The sequence below is a fragment of the uncultured Marinobacter sp. genome, assembly GCF_913055835.1.
Taxonomy (GTDB): Bacteria; Pseudomonadota; Gammaproteobacteria; order Pseudomonadales; family Oleiphilaceae; genus Marinobacter.
Map to the genome: position 1 here is coordinate 1 of NZ_CAJXKQ010000036.1, position 19,697 is coordinate 19,697.

Annotated in this window: 15 protein-coding genes; 7 read left to right on the forward strand and 8 right to left on the reverse strand. The window is 57.5% G+C overall.

All coding sequences use genetic code 11. The features are described from left to right. The first annotated feature begins 178 nt into the window (after window positions 1-178). The 4 genes from QZ534_RS16015 (at window position 179) to QZ534_RS16030 (ending at window position 5,147) form a co-directional block, all read left to right on the forward strand. A complete protein-coding gene (locus QZ534_RS16015; RefSeq protein ID WP_296935823.1) occupies window positions 179-400 on the forward strand; it encodes a DUF2835 domain-containing protein in 222 nt (73 codons plus the stop codon). A gap of 363 nt (window positions 401-763) precedes the next feature. Then, a complete protein-coding gene (gene katG, locus QZ534_RS16020) occupies window positions 764-2,938 on the forward strand; it encodes a catalase/peroxidase HPI (RefSeq protein ID WP_296935825.1) in 2,175 nt (724 codons plus the stop codon). Window positions 2,939-3,075: 137 nt separating this feature from the next. Continuing rightward, complete coding sequence (locus tag QZ534_RS16025) at window positions 3,076-4,047, forward strand: tRNA-dihydrouridine synthase (protein ID WP_296935827.1); 972 nt, start codon at window positions 3,076-3,078, stop codon at window positions 4,045-4,047. 107 nt (window positions 4,048-4,154) lie between these two features. Beyond that, window positions 4,155-5,147: an MBL fold metallo-hydrolase gene (locus QZ534_RS16030; protein ID WP_296935828.1), complete on the forward strand. Its 993-nt coding sequence runs from the start codon at window positions 4,155-4,157 to the stop codon at window positions 5,145-5,147. Window positions 5,148-5,175: 28 nt separating this feature from the next. Here QZ534_RS16030 and QZ534_RS16035 read toward each other — a convergent pair whose 3' ends face one another. Further along, window positions 5,176-6,189 (reverse strand): class I fructose-bisphosphate aldolase, encoded by a 1,014-nt coding sequence (locus tag QZ534_RS16035; protein WP_296935830.1) that lies wholly within the window; start codon window positions 6,187-6,189, stop codon window positions 5,176-5,178. Window positions 6,190-6,349: 160 nt separating this feature from the next. On the opposite strand from QZ534_RS16035, the gene QZ534_RS16040 reads away from it, so the two are divergent. Then, window positions 6,350-8,428, forward strand: a complete 2,079-nt coding sequence (locus tag QZ534_RS16040; RefSeq protein WP_296935831.1) for a dehydrogenase — start codon at window positions 6,350-6,352, stop codon at window positions 8,426-8,428. Here the strand turns inward: QZ534_RS16040 and QZ534_RS16045 are convergent. The 4 genes from QZ534_RS16045 to QZ534_RS16060 all read right to left on the reverse strand — a co-directional run bounded on the left by QZ534_RS16045 (window position 8,398) and on the right by QZ534_RS16060 (window position 14,134). Continuing rightward, the gene (locus tag QZ534_RS16045) at window positions 8,398-9,957 is read right to left on the reverse strand and encodes a glutamate synthase-related protein (protein WP_296935833.1); all 1,560 of its coding nucleotides are present in this window, start codon (window positions 9,955-9,957) and stop codon (window positions 8,398-8,400) included. The two genes, QZ534_RS16040 and QZ534_RS16045, sit on opposite strands and share 31 nt — an antisense overlap. Window positions 9,958-10,121: 164 nt before the next feature. Continuing rightward, window positions 10,122-12,314, reverse strand: coding sequence for an OsmC domain/YcaO domain-containing protein (locus tag QZ534_RS16050; RefSeq protein WP_296935835.1), 2,193 nt, complete (start codon window positions 12,312-12,314; stop codon window positions 10,122-10,124). A gap of 90 nt (window positions 12,315-12,404) precedes the next feature. After that, window positions 12,405-13,100, reverse strand: a complete 696-nt coding sequence (locus QZ534_RS16055; RefSeq protein ID WP_296935836.1) for an aspartate/glutamate racemase family protein — start codon at window positions 13,098-13,100, stop codon at window positions 12,405-12,407. A gap of 14 nt (window positions 13,101-13,114) precedes the next feature. After that, window positions 13,115-14,134: a sodium:calcium antiporter gene (locus tag QZ534_RS16060; protein WP_296935838.1), complete on the reverse strand. Its 1,020-nt coding sequence runs from the start codon at window positions 14,132-14,134 to the stop codon at window positions 13,115-13,117. A gap of 159 nt (window positions 14,135-14,293) precedes the next feature. On the opposite strand from QZ534_RS16060, the gene QZ534_RS16065 reads away from it, so the two are divergent. Both QZ534_RS16065 and QZ534_RS16070 read left to right on the forward strand, forming a co-directional pair. Continuing rightward, entirely contained in the window at window positions 14,294-15,205 is a 912-nt protein-coding gene (locus QZ534_RS16065) for a pirin family protein (RefSeq protein ID WP_296935839.1), read from the forward strand. Window positions 15,206-15,302: 97 nt separating this feature from the next. Next, window positions 15,303-15,542, forward strand: a complete 240-nt coding sequence (locus QZ534_RS16070) for a DUF1289 domain-containing protein (protein WP_296935841.1) — start codon at window positions 15,303-15,305, stop codon at window positions 15,540-15,542. Between the two features lie 51 nt (window positions 15,543-15,593). On the opposite strand, the gene QZ534_RS16075 is transcribed toward QZ534_RS16070, so the two are convergent. The 3 genes from QZ534_RS16075 to QZ534_RS16085 form a co-directional block, all read right to left on the reverse strand. After that, window positions 15,594-17,693 (reverse strand): TonB-dependent siderophore receptor, encoded by a 2,100-nt coding sequence (locus QZ534_RS16075; RefSeq protein ID WP_296935843.1) that lies wholly within the window; start codon window positions 17,691-17,693, stop codon window positions 15,594-15,596. Window positions 17,694-17,782: 89 nt separating this feature from the next. Further along, complete coding sequence (locus tag QZ534_RS16080) at window positions 17,783-18,448, reverse strand: DNA-3-methyladenine glycosylase I (protein WP_296935845.1); 666 nt, start codon at window positions 18,446-18,448, stop codon at window positions 17,783-17,785. Window positions 18,449-18,461: 13 nt separating this feature from the next. Further along, window positions 18,462-19,589 (reverse strand): hypothetical protein, encoded by a 1,128-nt coding sequence (locus QZ534_RS16085; protein WP_296935847.1) that lies wholly within the window; start codon window positions 19,587-19,589, stop codon window positions 18,462-18,464. Window positions 19,590-19,697 lie beyond the last annotated feature (108 nt).

The window sequence follows — 19,697 nt, forward strand, 5'->3', positions numbered from 1 at the left end:
TTAGTCCTGGTAGGTCGGATTAGGCGAAGCCGTAATCCGACAATAGGTCAGGCAATCCGGTTAGCCTTGGTAGGTCGGATTAGGCAAAGCCGTAATCCGACAATAGGTCAGGCAAGCCGGTTAGCCTTGGTAGATCGGATTAGGCGAAGCCGTAATCCGACAAAAAGGACGCAATCAGATGCAGCAGATCATTGTGGATATCAGCATCAGCCCTGATGAGTGGATCAAACTCTATCAGGGCGTTGCCAACGATGTTCACACCACGGCCCGGGACGGACGTTCTGTCCGCTTCCCGGCCCGTATCCTCTCCCGTTTCTATCTCCGCGATGGTATTCGCGGCAGTTTCCGCATCGTTTTCGACGATGCCGGCAAATTCTCCTCCATTGAGCGCCTTCAATAGAAGCTCACTTTCGATAAACAAAAACTTTCACAATTTTATTTTTAATTAATTGTATCGTGTCGTCTTCCCCGGGCTACAGTGAATCTGTTCTCGTCAGACAGGAGTATCCCTATGTCAGGAACGGCTTTACTCAGTCAAAGTGTGGCGTGGCGTGATCTGGTTGGAATCCTGGCGGATTACTCGAGCAATTTTGCCTGCTCGCAGTAGCCGCTTTAAGGCCTCCGGCGCCAGCGGGAATCCCTATAGGCATTCACTATTCAGGGTATAAGAAAATCTCAGAGCAGAGCATTTTTTCTGTCCTATAGTTAGTGATGCCTTGATCTCAAGAAGTGTCGTTTTGCCAAACCCAATGAGGAGAGAGAAATGACGGACAACAACAGCTCTGGTGGAAAGTGCCCTGTGATGCACGGTTCCAACACTCAGGAAAAGTCTGATGTGAAGGCTTGGTGGCCTGAGAACCTGAACCTGAATATTCTTCACCAGCACGACCGCAAAACCAATCCGATGGGCGACGATTTCGACTATCAGGAAGAGGTCAAGAAGCTCGACCACAAAGCGCTTGAAAAAGACCTGCACGCCCTGATGACCGACAGCCAGGACTGGTGGCCGGCTGACTGGGGTCACTACGGCGGCCTGATGATCCGTATGGCGTGGCACGCTGCGGGCACCTACCGTCTGGCCGATGGCCGCGGGGGCGGCGGCACCGGTAACCAGCGCTTTGCACCGCTGAATTCCTGGCCCGATAACGGCAACCTGGACAAGGCCCGTCGTCTGCTGTGGCCGATCAAGAAAAAGTACGGCAACAAGATTAGCTGGGCTGACCTGTTCATTCTGGCCGGTAACATTGCCTATGAATCCATGGGCTTCAAAACCTTCGGCTTCTCCTACGGCCGAGCCGACATTTGGCACCCGGAGGAAGACATTTACTGGGGTGCCGAGAAAGAGTGGCTGGCTCCGTCTGACACGCGTTACGAAAACGTGGAAAAGCCTGACACCATGGAAAATCCGCTGGCCGCCGTCCAGATGGGCCTTATTTACGTGAACCCGGAAGGTGTGAACGGCAATCCGGACCCTCTGAAAACCGGTGAGCAGGTACGTGAAACCTTCGCCCGAATGGCGATGAACGACGAAGAAACCGCTGCCCTGACCGCCGGTGGTCACACCGTTGGTAAGGCACACGGTAATGGCGATGCGGAAGCCCTCGGGCCCGAGCCGGAAGGTGCAGACGTTGAGAACCAGGGCTTTGGCTGGATCAACCCCAACATGGCTGGCAAGGCGACGAACGCGGTGACCTCCGGCATCGAAGGTGCCTGGACAACCAACCCGACCAAGTTCGACATGGGTTACTTTGACCTGCTGTTTGGTTACGAGTGGCAGCTGACCAAGAGCCCGGCGGGCGCCAACCAATGGGAGCCGATCGACATTAAAGAAGAGCACATGCCGGTTGACCCGACCGACATGACCACCCGTGTCAAGCCGATGATGACTGACGCTGACATGGCAATGAAGGTCGATCCGAAGTACCGCGCCATCTGCGAGAAGTTCATGGCAGATCCCGAGTACTTCAAGGACTGCTTCGCCCGCGCCTGGTTCAAGCTGACGCACCGCGACATGGGTCCGAAGGCTCGTTACATCGGCCCGGACGTACCGGCTGAAGATCTGATCTGGCAGGACCCGGTGCCGCAGGGTGAGACCAACTACATTGAGGAGGTGGTCAAAGAAAAAATTGCCGCAGCCGGCCTGAGCCTGAACGAAATGGTCTGCACCGCCTGGGACAGCGCACGCACGTACCGCGGCTCGGACATGCGTGGTGGTGCCAACGGTGCCCGGATCCGTCTGGCTCCCCAGAAAGACTGGGAAGGCAACGAGCCTGATCGTCTCGACAAGGTGCTGAAGGTCTACGAGCAGATCTCTGCCGACACAGGCGCCAGCATTGCGGACGTGATTGTGCTGGGTGGTAATCTGGGTATCGAGATGGCGGCGAAAGCTGCCGGTCACGAAGTTCACGTTCCTTTCCTGAAAGGCCGTGGTGATGCCACCGACGAGATGACCGATGCCGAATCCTTCGAACCGCTGGAGCCGCTGGCGGATGGCTTCCGCAACTGGCAGAAGAAGGACTACGTGGTCAAGCCGGAAGAAATGCTTCTGGACCGCGCCCAGCTTATGGGCCTGACCGCGCCGGAAATGACCGTTCTGCTGGGCGGCATGCGGGTGCTGGGCACCAACTACGGTGGCACCAAGCACGGTGTGTTCACAGATCGCGTTGGCCAGCTGACCAACGACTTCTTTGTGAACCTGACCGACATGGCCAACCGTTGGGAGCCAACTGGCAAGAACTCGTACAACATCGTGGATCGCAAGAGCGGCAACACCAAGTTCACTGCGACCCGGGTTGATCTCGTGTTCGGTTCCAACTCTATCCTGCGTGCCTACGCAGAGGTGTATGCGCAGGACGACAACGAAGAGAAGTTCGTGAAAGACTTCGTCGCAGCCTGGGCCAAGGTCATGAACAACGACCGCTTCGATGTGAAGAAGTAAACCAGCAGTAACCAGCCGGGCATTCCATTGCGGGATGCCCGGCTACCAACTTCCCGCCAAATTCCCTACAATCCGCTCCGTCTGATTTTTGATCAGCCGCAACCGTTATCCCTTTTGGTCAAAGCTCTGGAGCCTTCATGCGAATCATCCTTGCCCCGATGGAAGGGCTGGTCGACGCACCTATCCGTGAAACCCTTACCGGGGTTGGCGGTATTGACCGGTGCGTAACCGAATTCGTTCGGGTGACCCATGGCATGCTGCCTCCAAGAGTGTTCTACAAATACGCCCCCGAGCTACACAACCGGTCACTCACTCGAGTGGGTACCCCCGTTGCCGTTCAGCTGCTGGGTTCAGACCCTCATCAGATGGCACGCCATGGCGTGCGTGCCGCAGAACTCGGCGCCACCCAGGTGGACATCAACTTTGGTTGCCCGGCCAAGACCGTGAACAAGCACAAGGGCGGCTGCGTGTTGATGCGGGAACCGGAGCTGATGCACGAAATTGTGGCTGCTGTGCGCCAGGCTGTGCCTCGCGATGTACCCGTTACCGCCAAGATGCGGCTGGGTTACGATGACCGTTCCATGGGCGTGGCCTGTGCGCAGGCACTGGAAGCGGCAGGTGCGGAAGAGATTGTCATCCACGCCCGCAGCAAAGTGGATGGCTACAGACCGCCGGCCTACTGGGAGGAAATTGCCCGGGCAAGGGAAGCGGTAAAGACCCACATCATCGCCAATGGCGAGATCTGGACGGTTGCAGACTACTGGCGTTGCCGTGAAGTGTCCGGTTGTGACGATGTGATGATTGGCCGTGGCCTGATCGCACGGCCAGATCTTGCCCGCCAGATCAAGGCCAGCCAGCAGGGCGAAACCGTGGCTGATATGACCTGGCCAGAGGCCGTGGCGCTGGTCCACGAGTACGCGACAGTTCTACAGGGATGGCTTGAGGACCGTTACGTCACCGGTCGCATCAAGCAGTGGCTCAACTTCCTTCGCCAGGGCTTTGCGGAGGCTGAAATCCTCTGGCCCGAGGCCCGCAAGATCCGCCAGGTAGCACCCATGATGGCCTGTCTTGATCAGCAGGTACCGGTTTCAGATTCCCGCGCGGCCTGATCCCGATTTCCCTCTCGTTCGCTTCCCCCCGGCTACACTGGTACTAAAGGCTTTGTCGTTCGTATTACTGCCTATACCAACAAAAGACGAGAGGGAGGACGAACAACATGTTCAAACCAGGTTTGCGCAGCACATTGGCCTCTGCCGGCGTGTCTGCCTGTATGCTCCTTGGCGCCGCAATGCCGGCTGCCGCAGACGACCATGTGGTGAAAGTCACACCTTTAGGTAGCCACGATGGTGAGTTCTGTGGCCGGGACCGGGCGCTGGTGTTTGAAGATCCGAATGGCACCCGGATTCTCTACGATGCCGGCAGGACCGTCGCCGGGCCCGACGATCCGCGCCTGGGCAAGATTGATATTGTTCTGGTTTCCCATATGCATGGGGATCACGTTGGGGACCAGCGTATCAGCAAGACGAATGAAGGCACCTGCGGATCCCCCGACACCGGCGTTTCAACGCTGCCGCAATCCAATACCGTCGATATTGCAGTGAAACACAACGCGAAGATCGTGACAGGCAGTGAAATGCCTGCCTTCTTTGCCGCCAAGCTCAAGGACGCTGGCGGTGATCCCGCCAACTCCATGCTGGTGCGTTTCGGAGGCGAACGTGAGGTTGGCGGAGTGGCCATCACTACGGTGCCTGCGGTCCACAGCAACGGCGTTTCGCCTTCATTCCTGACCGGCCCGCTGGCAGAGTACCTTGCTGCCGCCGGTGTTGGAGCCAGTGTCGGACCACCTACAGGCTACGTACTGAAGTTCTCCAATGGCCTGGTGGTTTACCTGTCTGGTGATACCGGCATTACCGCCGAGCAGCAGCTGGTTGTGAGAGATCACTATGGTGCGGGGCTTGTGGTGATGAACATCGGAGATACCTTCACCACCGGGCCTAAACAGGCTGCATACGTGATTAACGATCTGGTGCAACCGAAGGCGGTTATCGCCTCCCATGCCAACGAACCGGCTACCTCCGGTGGCAAGGTGCAGGAAGGCACGCGCACGGCGCTGTTCCGGGATTCAGTGAACGTGCCGGTTCATGTGCCCCTCAGTGGCCGTACCATGGCGTTCAACGGTATGGCCAGCTGCATCTCTGGCTGTAACTGAGGAGCAACTGCCGCCGGGCAATTGCCGATCAATCTTCCATTGCTGATCGGTAACTGCCCGAGCGTGCTGCACTGTTGAGCCGGGCGCGCTTGAGTATCGCCGCCTGGGCTTCAGGGCCATTGTCCAGGTTGCCGGCCCAGGCTTTCTGGGCGGGTTCCTGAAGGGCCCGACCATAGGAAAAGCTGAGCTCCCAGGGCTGAGGCCCCATGCTGTTCATGGCATTCAGGTTAATGGTTGCTTCTTCAGGAGTCTGGCCGCCCGAGAGGAAGAATATGCCGGGTACCGCTGCCGGTACCGCCCTGCGAAAGACATCAAGGGTTGCTGTTGCCACGTCTTCCGGCGACGCCTTCGGGTTTTCCTTGCCCGGCGTCACCATGCTGGGTTTCAGGATCATGTGTTCCAGTTCCACCTTATGACGGTAAAGGGCGTGGAAAACCTCGCGAATCACCGCTTCGCTGACTTCCGCGCAGCGTTCAATAGTGTGACTGCCGTCAATCAAAACTTCCGGCTCGACAATGGGCACGATGCCCAGGGATTGGCAGATTGCTGCATAGCGGGCGAGAACCTCGGCGTTCGCCTCAACCGCGTGCCGGGAGGGCAAGGTGTCCGAGATATGGAACACGTCCCGCCATTTGGCGAACCGCGCCCCCTGGTTCTTGTAGATTTCCAGGCGGTCTTCGAGACCATCCAGGCCAAAGGTGATCTCGTCGCCGGGGGCATTCACAAGCGGACCCTTGCCCTTGTCGACCTTGATGCCCGGCACGATGCCCTTGCTGGCCAGCAGCTTTGGCATGGGCACATTATCCAGGCTGTGCTGGCCGAGTGTCTCTTCAAACAGAATGACCCCACTGATGAATTCTCCCAATCCGGAAGCGGAGAAAATCAGGCTCCGATACTCCCGGCGCATGTCTTCGCTCGACTCCACGCCAACGGCCTTGAAGCGCTTGGCGATCGTGGGGTGGCTTTCGTCCGCCGCGAGAATTCCCTTGCCGGGCTGAACCAGTTCCCGGACAGTGGCGTTGAGTTCTTCCTGAATGGTCATAGTGAGCTCCTGGTTGATCCGTAAAATCTGAGTAGTCGTTCGGCCCGTCACCTTATTGTAGACGTTGAATCGCGCACAGGAATTTGATCTGGGCTAAGGCAGAAACCGGTGTCCTGATTTACGCTACAAAGCATAACAACAGGAAAAGGGAAGCCTGAATATGAAAACCGTTGTCAGTGTCAGCCTGGGATCTTCCGAATATGATTACGATCTGGAAACCTCGTTCCTCGATCAGACTTTCCGGATTATCCGAATCGGCACGGATGGCGATCTTTCCCGTGCCGAAGCGGTTCTGGAGTCGGTGCATACGCAGGCAGACGCCATCGGGTTGAGTATGGTCCACGATCACTATGAGGTGGGCCGGGAACAGCTTGAACACCCCGATACCGCTCGTCTGGAAGCCTGTGTACCGGACAAGCCCGTTACCACCGGTGCGGGCCTGCGTGCGATCCTTCAGGAATGGGCCGTCCGCCATACCCAATCCGAACTGGGGCATTTCTTCGACAATGCCCGTGTAATGTTCATGAACGGGCAGGCCGGTTATCGAATTGCCCGGTCCCTCTCGGAACATACCGAGAACCTTTTCTTTGCCGATCCTTATACGGATTTTGGTGTCCCCAGGCTGCTGACTTCCCTGAAACAGCTTGAAACCTATACCTCGCTGACCGCTCCGATCATGTTCAGGCCGGCGGCTGTGAAGGCGGTAGAAACCATTCTCCGTACACCGCTGTATCGTCTGGGCGAAAACCTCGTTAAAGGGTCTTTGCACAACGCCGTGGCCGACTCACATGTGATTGTGGGCGCCATCGGAGACCTGGAGCATTTCACGCAGAAAGAGCTGGATGGCAAGACCGTCATAACCTCACGGGTGACTGACTCGGCGCTCGACTGGATGCGGTCCCGCAAGGTTGCCATGGTGGTGGATTACAGCCCCTGGCTGGAGGGCCGGCCCGTGGGTGTGAACGTGATGGAGGCGATGATCAGTGCGGCGCTCTCCAGAACTCCGGATCAGTTGGGCCCCGATGACTATCTGGATGTTATCCAGAACCTCGGTATTGAACCACGTATCCTTTATCCGGATGGCTACCGTCGGGTGAACCGTTTTGCGTTCGTGATTCATCCCTTGTCACAGCAATATCTCACCAAAACACCGCCGCTGGACTATGTTGCCAATGTGTCGCCGCCGGTAGTGATGAACCTGGTTGAAAAGGCGGTGGCCTACACGCCACCTTTTATCTACTCGAAGGTATCCGGAATCCGCTCCCCCAATGGCGATGAGGTGGAGGGCTGGCTCATTACCGTTGGCGGCACCCCTCGGGAAATCATGGCCCACGGGCCGGAATTTACCTACGCCAGGCTGCTGCAGGCGGCAAAACTCGCCAAGAAGCTCGGGGCCCAGATCATGGGACTGGGCGCGTTCACCAAGGTTGTCGGGGACGCGGGGATTACGGTGGCCAAGCGCGCACCACTGCCGATCACAACTGGTAACAGCTATAGCGCTTCCGGTGCACTCTGGGCGGCTCACGATGCCATGAAAAAAATAGGGCGGGTAAGCATTGGCCCCAATGGCAAAGCGGCCGGCAAAGCCATGGTGGTAGGTGCTACAGGTGCGATCGGGTCGGTCTGTGCAAGATTGCTGGCCAAGGCCGTGGATGAGATTTACCTGGCGGCGCCGGAGCCGGCCAAACTGTTGGCGCTGAAGGAAAGCATCGAACAGGAAACGCCAGGGGCAATCGTGCATGTTGCCGGGTCAGCGGAACGGGATTTGGCACACATGGATATGATCGTAACCGCCACCTCCGGTGCCGGCAAACGCATCCTGGATATCATGAAAGTGAAGCCCGGCTGCGTGATCACGGACGTTGCCCGCCCATTGGATATTCCGGCGGAAGATGTGGCGAAACGCCCGGATGTGCTGGTGATCGAGTCCGGTGAAATCCAGCTACCGGGTGAAGTGCGCATGAAAGACATCGGTCTGCCCAAAGGCATTGCCTACGCCTGCCTGGCAGAAACCATCGTACTGGCTCTGGAAGCCCGCTTCGAGAACTTCACCCTGGGCCGGAACATCGAGTGGGAGAAGGTGCGGGAGATCTACAAGCTGGGCCTGAAGCACGGCATGAAACTGGCCGCCATTTCCGGGGTGAACGGTGTATTCACCGAGGAAGACTTCGAACGGGTTCGAGTCCTGGCGGCCAGTGCCGAAGAACCTCAGGCAGAGGGATCCAGCACACCGGCGTAGCGAACGCCGCTGAGCAGGGCCATCTCCCGATGCCAGGTGGACAGATCATCTATGTTCAGTTTGCTGAGGCTGTCATGGCCGCAGGCCCTTGCCATCACCTGCATCAGTGAGACCGAGGCCTCGAGGAAGTTCTGCAGCTGTTTGGCAGACTGGTCCACATTCAACCGCTGGCGCAGATCCTTGTTCTGGGTCGCGATGCCGGCGGGGCAGTTGTTGGTGTTGCAGATGCGGGCCGCAACGCAGCCAATGGATTGCATGGCACTGTTGGCAACGGCAATACCGTCGGCGCCCAGGGCCATGGCCTTCACGAAATCAATGGGTACCCGAAGACCGCCGGTTACGATCAATGTGACTCGTCCGCTGGCGCCACGATCATCCAGATAGCGTCTGGCGCGAGCCAGGGCCGGAATGGTGGGCACACTGATATGATCCCGGAAGATTTCCGGGGCAGCACCGGTGCCACCGCCACGGCCGTCCAGAATGATGTAGTCGGCGCCGGCATCCAGCGCGAACTGCACATCCCGCTCAATGTGATTGGCGCTGAGCTTGAATCCGACGGGAATACCGCCGGTAATTTCCCGGACGTGGCTGGCAAAGCGCTGGAAATCCTCGACCGAGCGCAGATCCTCGAACGTGGGCGGGGAATTGGCCGGTTCCCCTTCGGGAATGTTCCGAACTTCGGAGATCTTGCCGGTGTTCTTGTTGCCGGGCAGATGTCCTCCGGTGCCGGTCTTGGCGCCTTGGCCACCCTTGAAGTGGAATGCCTGGACTTTCTTCAGCAGCTCTTCCTTGTAGCCGAACTTGGCGCTGGCCAGCTCATAAAAATACCGTGAATTCTCCTGCTGCTCCTCAGGCAACATGCCGCCTTCGCCGGAGCAGATCCCGGTGCCTGCAAGCTCGGCCCCCCGAGCCAGGGCAATCTTCGCCTCCTCAGAAAGAGCGCCGAAACTCATGTCGGAAACGAACAGGGGCATACTGAGGGTGAGGGGCTTTCTGGCTTCAGGCCCGATCACCAGTTCGGTTGACACGTCAGCGTCATCGGCCAGCGGCTTGCTGGCCATCTGCGCTACCATCAGTTGCAGGTCGTCCCAATGGGGTAACGTGTGACGGGGTACGCCCATCGCAGTCGTCGGGCCATGGTGGCCCATATTGCTCAGCCCCTCACGCGCCAACTGGTGAATAAATTCTACGGTGGGTTCTTCTTTGGTGGACTTGGCTTTCGGTGCCGCATCGGATTCGTCGTCGCCATCATCATCGGAATCCGGCGCTTCCTTACCAACCTGATCATCGCTGAACTGCTGATGGGTACCATCGCAATAGGGAGCGCTGCCGGTCTGTTTGCACTGGCACAGCACCGCCTCTTCGTCTTTTTCTGCCTTGAATACCTTGGGCTTGAATCCCGTGTCCCCGTGGGAACCGTCACAGAAGGGCTGGTTGCTGGAACGGCCACAAACACAGAATGCGTATTCCTCGCCTTTCTTCAGGCTGACTTTCTTGGGCTTGTTATCCGCGATCACCGGATTGCTCATTGCAAAGCTCCTTGTTTGGCGTATGCCGGTCAATGTACGAAGGTGTACGGGCATTAAACGCAAATAGGCTACTTGTAATGGTCCAGTGTGGATCAGGAATGCCCGCGCCGCCAATGCGGCGGGGCTGAGTCAGGCCGCTACAATCAGGGCTACGATGTCTGCGGTCAGGCTGTCAGACCTGCCTTGGCGGCGCGCGCTGCGTGTAGTTTCCGGTAGCTTTCGATCAACCGCTGATGCTTTTCCAGGCCTTCCAGCTGCATGTTGGTTGGTTCCAGACCGTGGAAGCGAACGGAGCCATCCACCGAACCGACAACGCCTTCCATGGTTTTCTCGCCGAACATGCGGGTGAAGTTGGTGATGTAGTCTTCCAGTTCCATCTCATCGTCGAGGGTGACTTCAAGAACTGCATACATGGCGCGGTAGAACAACCCGCGTTCAACAGTGTTGTCGTTGAACTGCAGGAACATGTCCACGAACTCAAGCGCTTCTTCGTGCCACTGCAGCGCCAGGCAGATCAGGATCTTCAGCTCAAGAATGGTGAGCTGCCCCCAAACGGTATTCTCATCGAACTCCACGCCAATCAGGGTGATGATGGTCATGTAGTTGTCCAGCTGGCTGGCTTCCAGGCGTTCCACCAGGTCGGCCAGCTGCTCGTCGTCCAGTCGGTGCAGGTTTAGGATGTCTTCCCGGTAGTCCAGGGCCATGTTGGTGTTGTCCATGATCAGGTCTTCAACCGGGTACACCTCGGAATAGCCCGGCACCAGAATCCGGCAAACCGGCGCGCCCAGTTCCTCATAAACCGAGACATACACTTCCTTGCCCAGGTCCCGGAGGATACCAAACAGACATTCGGCTTCCTCGGCATTGGTGCCGGAGAAATCCCATTCAACGAAATCATAATCGGACTTGGCGCTGAAGAACCGCCAGGAAACAACACCCGTGGAGTCAATGAAGTGCTCCACGAAGTTGTTCGGCTCGGTCACGGCCAGGCTATTAAATGTCGGCGGTGGCACATCGTTGAGGCCTTCAAAGCTGCGACCCTGCAGCAGTTCGGTCAGGCTACGCTCCAGTGCCACTTCAAAGTTCGGGTGCGCGCCGAAGGAGGCAAATACTCCGCCGGTTCGCGGGTTCATCAGGGTAACGCACATCACCGGGAACTGGCCGCCGAGGGAGGCGTCTTTTACCAGGGTCGGGAAGCCCTGGGCTTCCAGGGCTTCAATGCCTTCCAGTATGTCCGGATACTTTTCCAGAACCTCCCGGGGCACGTCCGGGAGGGCAATTTCCTCTTCGATGATCTGTTTCTTGACCGCCCGCTCGAAAATCTCCGACAGACACTGAACCTGTGCTTCGTTGAGGGTGTTGCCGGCACTCATGCCGTTGCTGAGAAAGAGGTTCTCGATCAGGTTGGAGGGGAAGTACACCACCTCGCCGTCCGATTTGCGCACGTAGGGCAGGGAGACAATACCCCGATCAGACCTTCCCGAGTTGGTATCGATCAGGTTGGAACCACGCAGCTCGCTGTCCGGGTTGTAGATGGCCAGGCAGTGGTCATCCAGAATGCCTTCGGGTAGCTCGTCGTTGGGGCCCGGCTTGAACCACTTTTCGTTCGGGTAGTGGACGAACTCGCTGTTGGCGATTTCTTCACCGAAGAACTGATCGTTGTAGAAAAAGTTGCAGCTGAGCCGCTCGATGAATTCGCCCAGGGCAGAGCACAGGGCGCTTTCCTTGGTGGCCCCCTTGCCATTGGTGAAGCACATGGGGGAGGCCGCATCGCGAATGTGCAGGGACCACACGTGCGGCACGATGTTCCGCCAGGAGGCGATCTCGATCTTCATGCCGAGTTCTTCGAGGATGCCGGTCATGTTGGCGATGGTCTGCTCCAGGGGCAGGTCCTTGCCTTCGATAAAGGTCTGGCTGCCACCCTCCGGCTGAGTCATCAGCAGTGCCTGGGCGTCGGCATCCAGGTTCTCGACGGTTTCAATCTCGAAGGTGGGGCCGGTCTGGACCACTTTCTTCACGGTGCAGCGGTCGATGGAGCGCAGGATGCCCTGGCGGTCCTTCTCCGAAATGTCCTCGGGAAGTTCCACCGAAATCTTGAAGATCTGGTTGTAGCGGTTTTCCGGGTCCACGATGTTGTTCTGGGACAGGCGAATGTTCTCCGTGGGAATGTCCCGCGCCAGGCAGTAAACCCGCACGAAATAGGCGGCACACAGGGCAGAGGAGGCCAGGAAGTAATCGAACGGGCTGGGAGCCGAGCCGTCGCCCTTATAGCGGATAGGCTGGTCTGTTACGACGGTGAAATCGTCAAACTTGGCTTCAAGTCTGAGGTTCTCGAGAAAGTTGACGTTGATTTCCATTACAGAGTCCTGGATCGGAGAATTTGGCGCGTCATGGCTTCAATGGCGGCCATTATCCAGTTTTTGCCCGCGTTCGTCTTGGTCGGTCTTCTACGGATGAGCCAACGCCAGCTCGACCGCATGAGCGGCGTGTATTTCCGTGGTGTCGTAGAGCGGAACATCGGTATCGGCCTGGCTGATCAGCAAGCCAATCTCGGTACAACCCAGTATTACCGCCTGCGCACCGCGCCCGGAAAGCGACGAGACAATATCCATGTAGGCATGGCGCGAGTCAGACCTGATCTCGCCTCGGCAAAGCTCTTCGTAGATAACACGATGCACTTCATCCCGCTGAGGTTCATCCGGGGTGAGAACGTCGATACCGGCGGCTTCCAGTCGCTCCCTGTAGAACGCCTGCTCCATCGTAAACCGGGTGCCCAGAAGGCCGACGCGACTTACGCCATCTCTCTTGAGCACCTCTGCCGTTGCATCCGCGATGTGAAGCAACGGAATCTGAATGGCCTGTCCGATCTCCGGAGCGACCTTGTGCATGGTGTTGGTACCGATCACCAGGAAGTCCGCGCCGGCCTTCTGCACTGACAGCGCGGCCCCGGACAGGATGTCGGCAGTGGCCGGCCAGTCGCCTTTGTGCTGCAGTGCTTCAATCTCCGCGAAATCCACGCTGAAGAGCACCAGTTTGGCTGAATGCAGCCCGCCCAGACGGCTTTTGACGCCCTCGTTGATCAGCCGGTAATAGGTTTGCGTGGATTCCCAGCTCATGCCGCCCAGAAGACCAATGGTTTTCATGGTTAACCTCCGTATTATCCGCTTGCCATAACAATTGATAGCGCCACCGCGTAGACCGTCAGCATTAAAGCGCTTTCAAATCCGATCTTCCCGATTCCGTACCGTTGGCGTCGGACCATGCCCATCAGCAGTGTGGCCGTCATCAGAATGCTTACCAGACCCCAGGTCATCTGTATCGGGGTAATGTCGTGATAGATGGAACCGCCAGGGTAGCCCACGTCGGCTGAAGCGATCACCAGCATGTTAAAACAGTTGGTGCCGAATATATTGCTCACCGCCAGAGTCAGCGCGTTCCTGCGAATGGCGGCAATGGTGGTGACCAGCTCGGGCGAGGAGGTAGCTAGCGCGGTAAACAACCCGCCAATCAGAGTATCAGACAGGCCCGTTTCGTCGCTGATGACTTTGGCTCCTTCCATCAATATCCATCCGGCGACGCCCGTGATTGCCGCCAGAACAATAAAAGTGACCCAGGCCTGGGCAAGGCCTCCATGAAGATAATGGCCCGGCTTATCGGGAACGGTCTGGCGAGTCAGTCGGGGAAACCACATGGGTTTGCTGTCGGTTGTGCGAACCAGGTGCAGACCGAACAGATACGCCGCGGTAATCACGGGCGTGATTGGGTGTATTCCCCAGAAGGAAACCGGTGGACTGGCAATTGCCAGTAGCGGCAGAGCCAGCAGAACAATCAATAGCGCAGCCAGCATCAGGTTGGTGGAAGAGGCAGCCGCGTGCTCCAGGTTGGCCTTTCGGTAAATGATGTCCGCAATGCCAAGAAACACCAGGTTCGCGGCCATACTGCCCATGACATTGCTCATGGCCAGATCCGGCCTTGAATCCATAGCTGCGCTGAGTGTGGCAGCGAAGTCCGGTAAAGAGGTTACCCCGGCCAGCAGAAAAATGCCGAACAAGGCCTCGCCCAGACCCGTCCGATCAGCCAGTTCATCCGCCACCCGCGCAAGTCGGCTGCCCGCAGTCACAATGACGATGGATGCGATGGCGAAAGCGATGATGCCGATAGTCAGTGATGGAAACACTCAAGGCCTCAAACTGTTGCAATTGGTTAAGTCCCCTACGCTAACTATAGCGGCCGAGGAATTGCCAGGAGGAATATCGCTGCCCAGACAAAAATTCCGGGTTCTATAATAGCTTCAGGAAAAACAGGTAACTGGTTCGGAGCAAAACGGGAGCGATGCATGAGCAATCTGATGAATTCTGTTGAACAGAACTGTGATTCGGCCGAGGTGCCGTGGAGCGCCATTGAAATCATTTTAAGCCCCCGCGTTGCCGATCTCGGCGGATTCTCCGTACGTCGGTTGTTGCCAACGGCAAAACGGAAAATGGTTGGCCCGTGGATCTTTTTTGATGAAATAGGCCCGGCGGACTTCCCGTCGGGCCAGGGCATCAATGTGTTGCCGCACCCGCATATTGGCATTGCCACCGTAACCTACCTGTTCGAGGGCGAGATACTGCATCGGGATTCCGTTGGCAGCTACCAGCCAATCCGGCCGGGCGATATCAACCTGATGGTTGCGGGCAGGGGGATCGCCCATTCCGAGCGGGAGCGCCCGGAAGTCACTGCCACAGATCACCGTTTGCATGGGCTTCAGCTCTGGCTGGCGTTGCCGGAAAACCACGAGGAAACAGAGCCAGGGTTCCACCACTACTCAGGCGATGATATTCCTTCATTTGAAATCGACGGTGTTCCGGTTCGAATCATGATCGGCAGTGCTTACGGAGTAACGTCGCCCGTGCGCCAGTTCAGCGAAACCCTGTACCTGGAAGCCACCCTTAAAGCCGGCCGAACCCTGACATTACCCAAGGCGCCTGAACGTGCCGTTTACGTGGCCAGCGGCGCACTGCGAGCCAGCGGCTCTGAACTTTCCACCCATAGCATGACAGTCTTTTCGAGTGAGCCCGGTGTTGCCATTACAGCCACGAAGGATGCCCGCATTGTCGTTATTGGCGGGGAGCCGCTCGGGAAACGGTTCATCGAGTGGAACTTTGTCTCTTCCAGCAAGTCCCGAATCGACCAGGCCAAAGAAGACTGGCGAGCGGGGCGGTTTGAAAAAGTCGTGGGTGATGAGGAGGCTTTTATCCCCTACTAGTCTCGGTTTTCCACGGGCTATGTATCTTGTAACTCCGGGGTGCAGTCCTCAGGCTTGAACCAAGCCAAGTCTTCAGTGAGAGGAAAAAGCAGAGCCCATGGAGCCCGTTACCAAGAAACCCTGCATCGATGTCTGTGAGTTCAACAAGAAGGCCGTCTGCAAAGCGTGTGGCCGAACCAAGGAGGAGAAAAAGGAGTGGAAGCAGCTCTCTCCCGATCAGAAGCAGGCGATCTGGACACGTATCCTGGAGTCTCACGGCTCAGGTAAAGGGAAGAATCCCAAAGCATTGCGCGAGCTGTACGAGAAGGCGAAAAAGAAGAAGAAAAAGAAGAGCTGATCGCCGCAGAGGTCCTCAGGCTGCGGCGACCAGAGACTTCAGGATGAAGCCTTAGAAACGATACTTCGCGTTGGCGTTTACAGTGCGTCGCTCGCCATAACCGCAGTCTGCACCCTCGGAGCGGCACCAGGTGATGTACTCCTCATCAGCCAGATTCTTGGCATCTAAGGTGAAGTCCCAGTTCTGCCAGGTGTAGCCAATCATGGCGTCGTAGAGGGTAACGGAGGGAACGACGGGCCCGCCGCCTGAGCCGACGTTGTCACCCACATAGCGCACCCCGGCGCCGAACCGCCAGTTGCTGGCGATATAGAGCTGGTTCCACCAGGAGGCCTGGCGCTCGGCTACATAGGGCAGACGGTTGCCGGAGGCGTCGTCCTTTGCGTTCATATCCGTGTAGGCCAGTTGGGTTTCGAAACGCTGCCAGCGCTTGTTCACCTGCAGCTCCCAGCCGTCGATCACCGCGCCAGTCTGCTCCACACCACCTGGCGTGCTGCCGTCGCTGATCCGGTTCTTCTGGGTAATGTCGAAGTAGGCTGCGGTAATACCGAGGGACTGGTCCGGCGACACGTATTTCACGCCCGCCTCCTGCTGGTCGCCTGTGGTTGGCTTCAGGGTATTCGCTGCGGCCGTGCCGTCGGTTCCCAGGTTCATGCTGAATGCTTCAGCGTAACTGATGTAGGGGGAGATCCCGTTTTCGAACCGGTACATCACACCCGCACGACCAGTGGTAGCTTCTTCCTCGCTGACGGTGTCTGAGCCGGAGACGGCCAGTCGGCGGTTCTCGGCCCAGTCGTGGCGGAGGCCTGCGGACACAACGACGGGTCCGATCTCGATGTGGTCGGCAATGTACAGACCAATTTGTTCGATCTCGTTGTCCGGCCGGTCTGTCGGGTTGATAACGCCGTCGTTCAGGTTGCCGTACTGTGGGTCATACACATCGAAGGTGCCACCCAGGCCGTAACCATAGAAGTAGTTATCCTGTTCCCAGAGTGCGTCCTGGCGATCGGCGCCGATAATCAGGCGGTGGCGGGTCATGCCCAGCTCCACATCGCCCTCAAGGCGAGCGTCCATGTTGAAAATGCGAGTTTCAGCATCTGCCGTGTAAATGGTACGCGGCACTTCTCCGTCGGCGTCGGGCACGCTTGGAATGGTGATCCAGTGTTCGCGGGTTTCTGTGCTGGAACGGGTGTAACGGGCCGTAGCGGAAACCGCCCAGTTGGAGTTCAGCTGATGATCGACAAACAAGGTAGCTTCGGTCTTTTTCCGGTCATAACGATCCCACCCTGGCTCGCCAACGAACCGCTCGGAACCGATAAAGCCCTGTGAGCCGGGTTCCAGGGTGCCGACCTGAGGCAGGAACTGGGCGGATACTTGGCCTTTGTTCTCCTGGCGGTTCAGGAGCAGGGTAACGCTTGTGTCATCAGTGGCGCGCCAGGTCAGGGAAGGGGAGAGCAAGTAGCCGTCGTCTTCCACATAATCCACCTGGGTGTCGCTGTCGCGTCCAAGTGCGATGAGCCGGTACAGCAAATCACCGCTTTTGTTGACTGGGCCGGTTACATCCACCGCCAGTTGCTTGCGATTGAAGGTACCGTATTGGGCCCAGATTTCACCGGCTTGCTCATCTTCCGGGAGCTTGGATACCCCATTGATGATGCCACCCAGATCGCTCTGGCCATAAAGCATGGAGGACGGGCCTTTCAGCACTTCGATGCTTTCCAGGGCGTAAACATTGGTGCGGACGGTATTGTAGGAGCCATAGATCTGACGCAGACCATCCAGATAGCGCCCGGCATCAACACCACGAACTTTTGCGGAATCGATTCGAGTGTCAAAACCGAAGTTGCCAGCATAAACTCCGGGAGTGTAGAGCAGGGCATCCTGGATATTCTTGGCGCCGGAGTCCTCGATAAATCCGCGATCAACGATCGATACCGAGTAAGGTTGTTCTTCTACCGGAACACTGAGCTTGCCGACTTCAGGCGTCTTCTCCAAAGGCATGTAGTCGGGGGCTGTAATGGCGTCGGAGACCACGTCGAGAGCCTCGAGTGTGGTTGTGTCGTCAGTCTGGGATTGTGCAGTAGCCAGCGAACTGGCGCCGAGCAGGGAAGCGAGTGCCACGCAACTGCAGCGTCGGGAGCTTGGGGCTTTCATAGGTATTTACGCCTCGGTTGTTAATACGGAGGCGAATGATAACAATTATCATTAAAGTTGCAAGAGCTGGCGCACTTTGCCGGATGAGGTCAGTCCACAGTCAACGAAAGAATTCTTGAAAGATGGCTGTAAGGCATGCCGCTCTCCTCATGCCAGCGGTTGAAGGCTTCCTGGGCCTGCATAAGCCCCTTCTTGCTGGCGGGAGACGCATCCAGCAACTCCTCCCGGTGCAGTGCGGCAATCACATCGCGGGAGAGGATAAAGCCGTCCCAGCCTACGCGGCGCAGAAAATACTGGGCACTGTTGCCACCGAGCCGCGCACCGTTGCGTTTGAGCCAAAGCAGTAAACCGGCCTGGTCACTGTTGGGCCAACCCGCCAGGAACTTGCCAAAACTGCCGTGTTCCCGGGCAGCATCGACAATCATCCGGGCATTCTCGGGCACGGTTTGAATTTTCTGGGCGTTGCGGACAATCCGCTCATCGCCAGCCAGCCGCTCGAGAACCTCGGGTGGCACCTGTTGCCAGTAAAGGGGGACGAACCCCTCGAACGCCTCTTCAAATTTCGGCCATTTGTTTTCAATCACCCGCCAGACGAACCCCGCCTTGAAAATGCATCGGGTGATTTCCGAGAGGTAGCGATCGTCGCCAAGAGCCTCCAGTTCGCCGAGTTCGGCCACTTTCGGTAGCCTAGCGCGAACCTCGCTCTCGCCGCCTTTCTGGAGAACGGCCTGTTCGTAAATACGGGAGAAAGACATAGCGGTTTCTGAATCAGTCCAGTCTGTTAAGTGATTTGCGCCGGCCTATGCGGGATAAGCCGGCGAACGAGACAGCCAGCAATCCAAGAGCAGGGCGCAGGAAAAATCGGAATATCCAGCTGCCGATGTACAACACGGGCAACAGTATCACCATCCATCCAATAAACTGCACCAGCTTTTCAGGGTAACCCAGTATTTCTGATACTTCGGCCAGAAGGTCATTGATAATACCCGGGTGCGTGACCACCAGGTATCCGGCGCCAATCACGGCGGGCCACTTTGCGTATCGGGCGGTTGCCATCAACAGGCGCCCGCTATTGGCGAGACGAGCACCAATTGCCGCAGACCGGCTACCGGCAGCAGCGGTGCGTGAAGAAACCGCAACCGCCCGTCCGGCGCGCAGAACCTTCAGTGCACTGGCGAATACCAGCACATCGACCGAAGCCCAGCCAAGGTCAGCGGCGGACACATCTTCACCCGTACGGTGCTGAATCTCCAGGTTGCGGATTCCACTGGCGAAAAACTGATTGATATTCTCAAGTACACGTTCCGTTCTAACCCAGATAATGTCGCCTTGGTCGTTCACAACAAACTGGCCCAGGAAATCGTGTCCCTCTTCCTGGATAAAGCGAACGGCATACCATCCGCGCTCTTCCCGGGTCAGCTTTTCTTTCTGCGGGGTGTTTGGTTGCTCGGCAGTATTGGTGTCGGTTTTTCCGCTGCCGGTGAAGAACTCCACTGCCGCCTGGTATTTGTTGGCAAGATCATTCATCAGTTCGATGGACCCAACAGGATTGCTCAGGAAGTAGTGGATCGGCGGAAGAACGTTTTCCCCATACAGTCGGAGAACTTCCCGGAACTCCGGTTCGGGCCCGTAAACCGGAAGGATCTCCCGGGTCATTTCCGGATATCGCAAATAGGCCGCGCGGGCTTTCAGTAGCAACAGCTCGTCATCAGCCATATCCAGCAAAGCTGCTTGAACTTCCAGTGGCTCCGTCTCGATACGAGGAAATTCCCGTAGCGTATCCTCCGCCTGAATCTGGATCAGCCTTTCTTCAATCAGCATGGGCCGGGATGTGACCGTCGCCAATAATGCAATGAGCGTCGCGAGCCCCAGAATTACCAGGAGTTTTCTCATCATTCCTCGCTTCGATATGTACAACCCGCCTGCGCTATCGAAACCAACCCCAGGGGGATAATTCCCAGAACAGTTTGTGAACGTCGCTTTTGTCGCGGGACTAACCAGAGA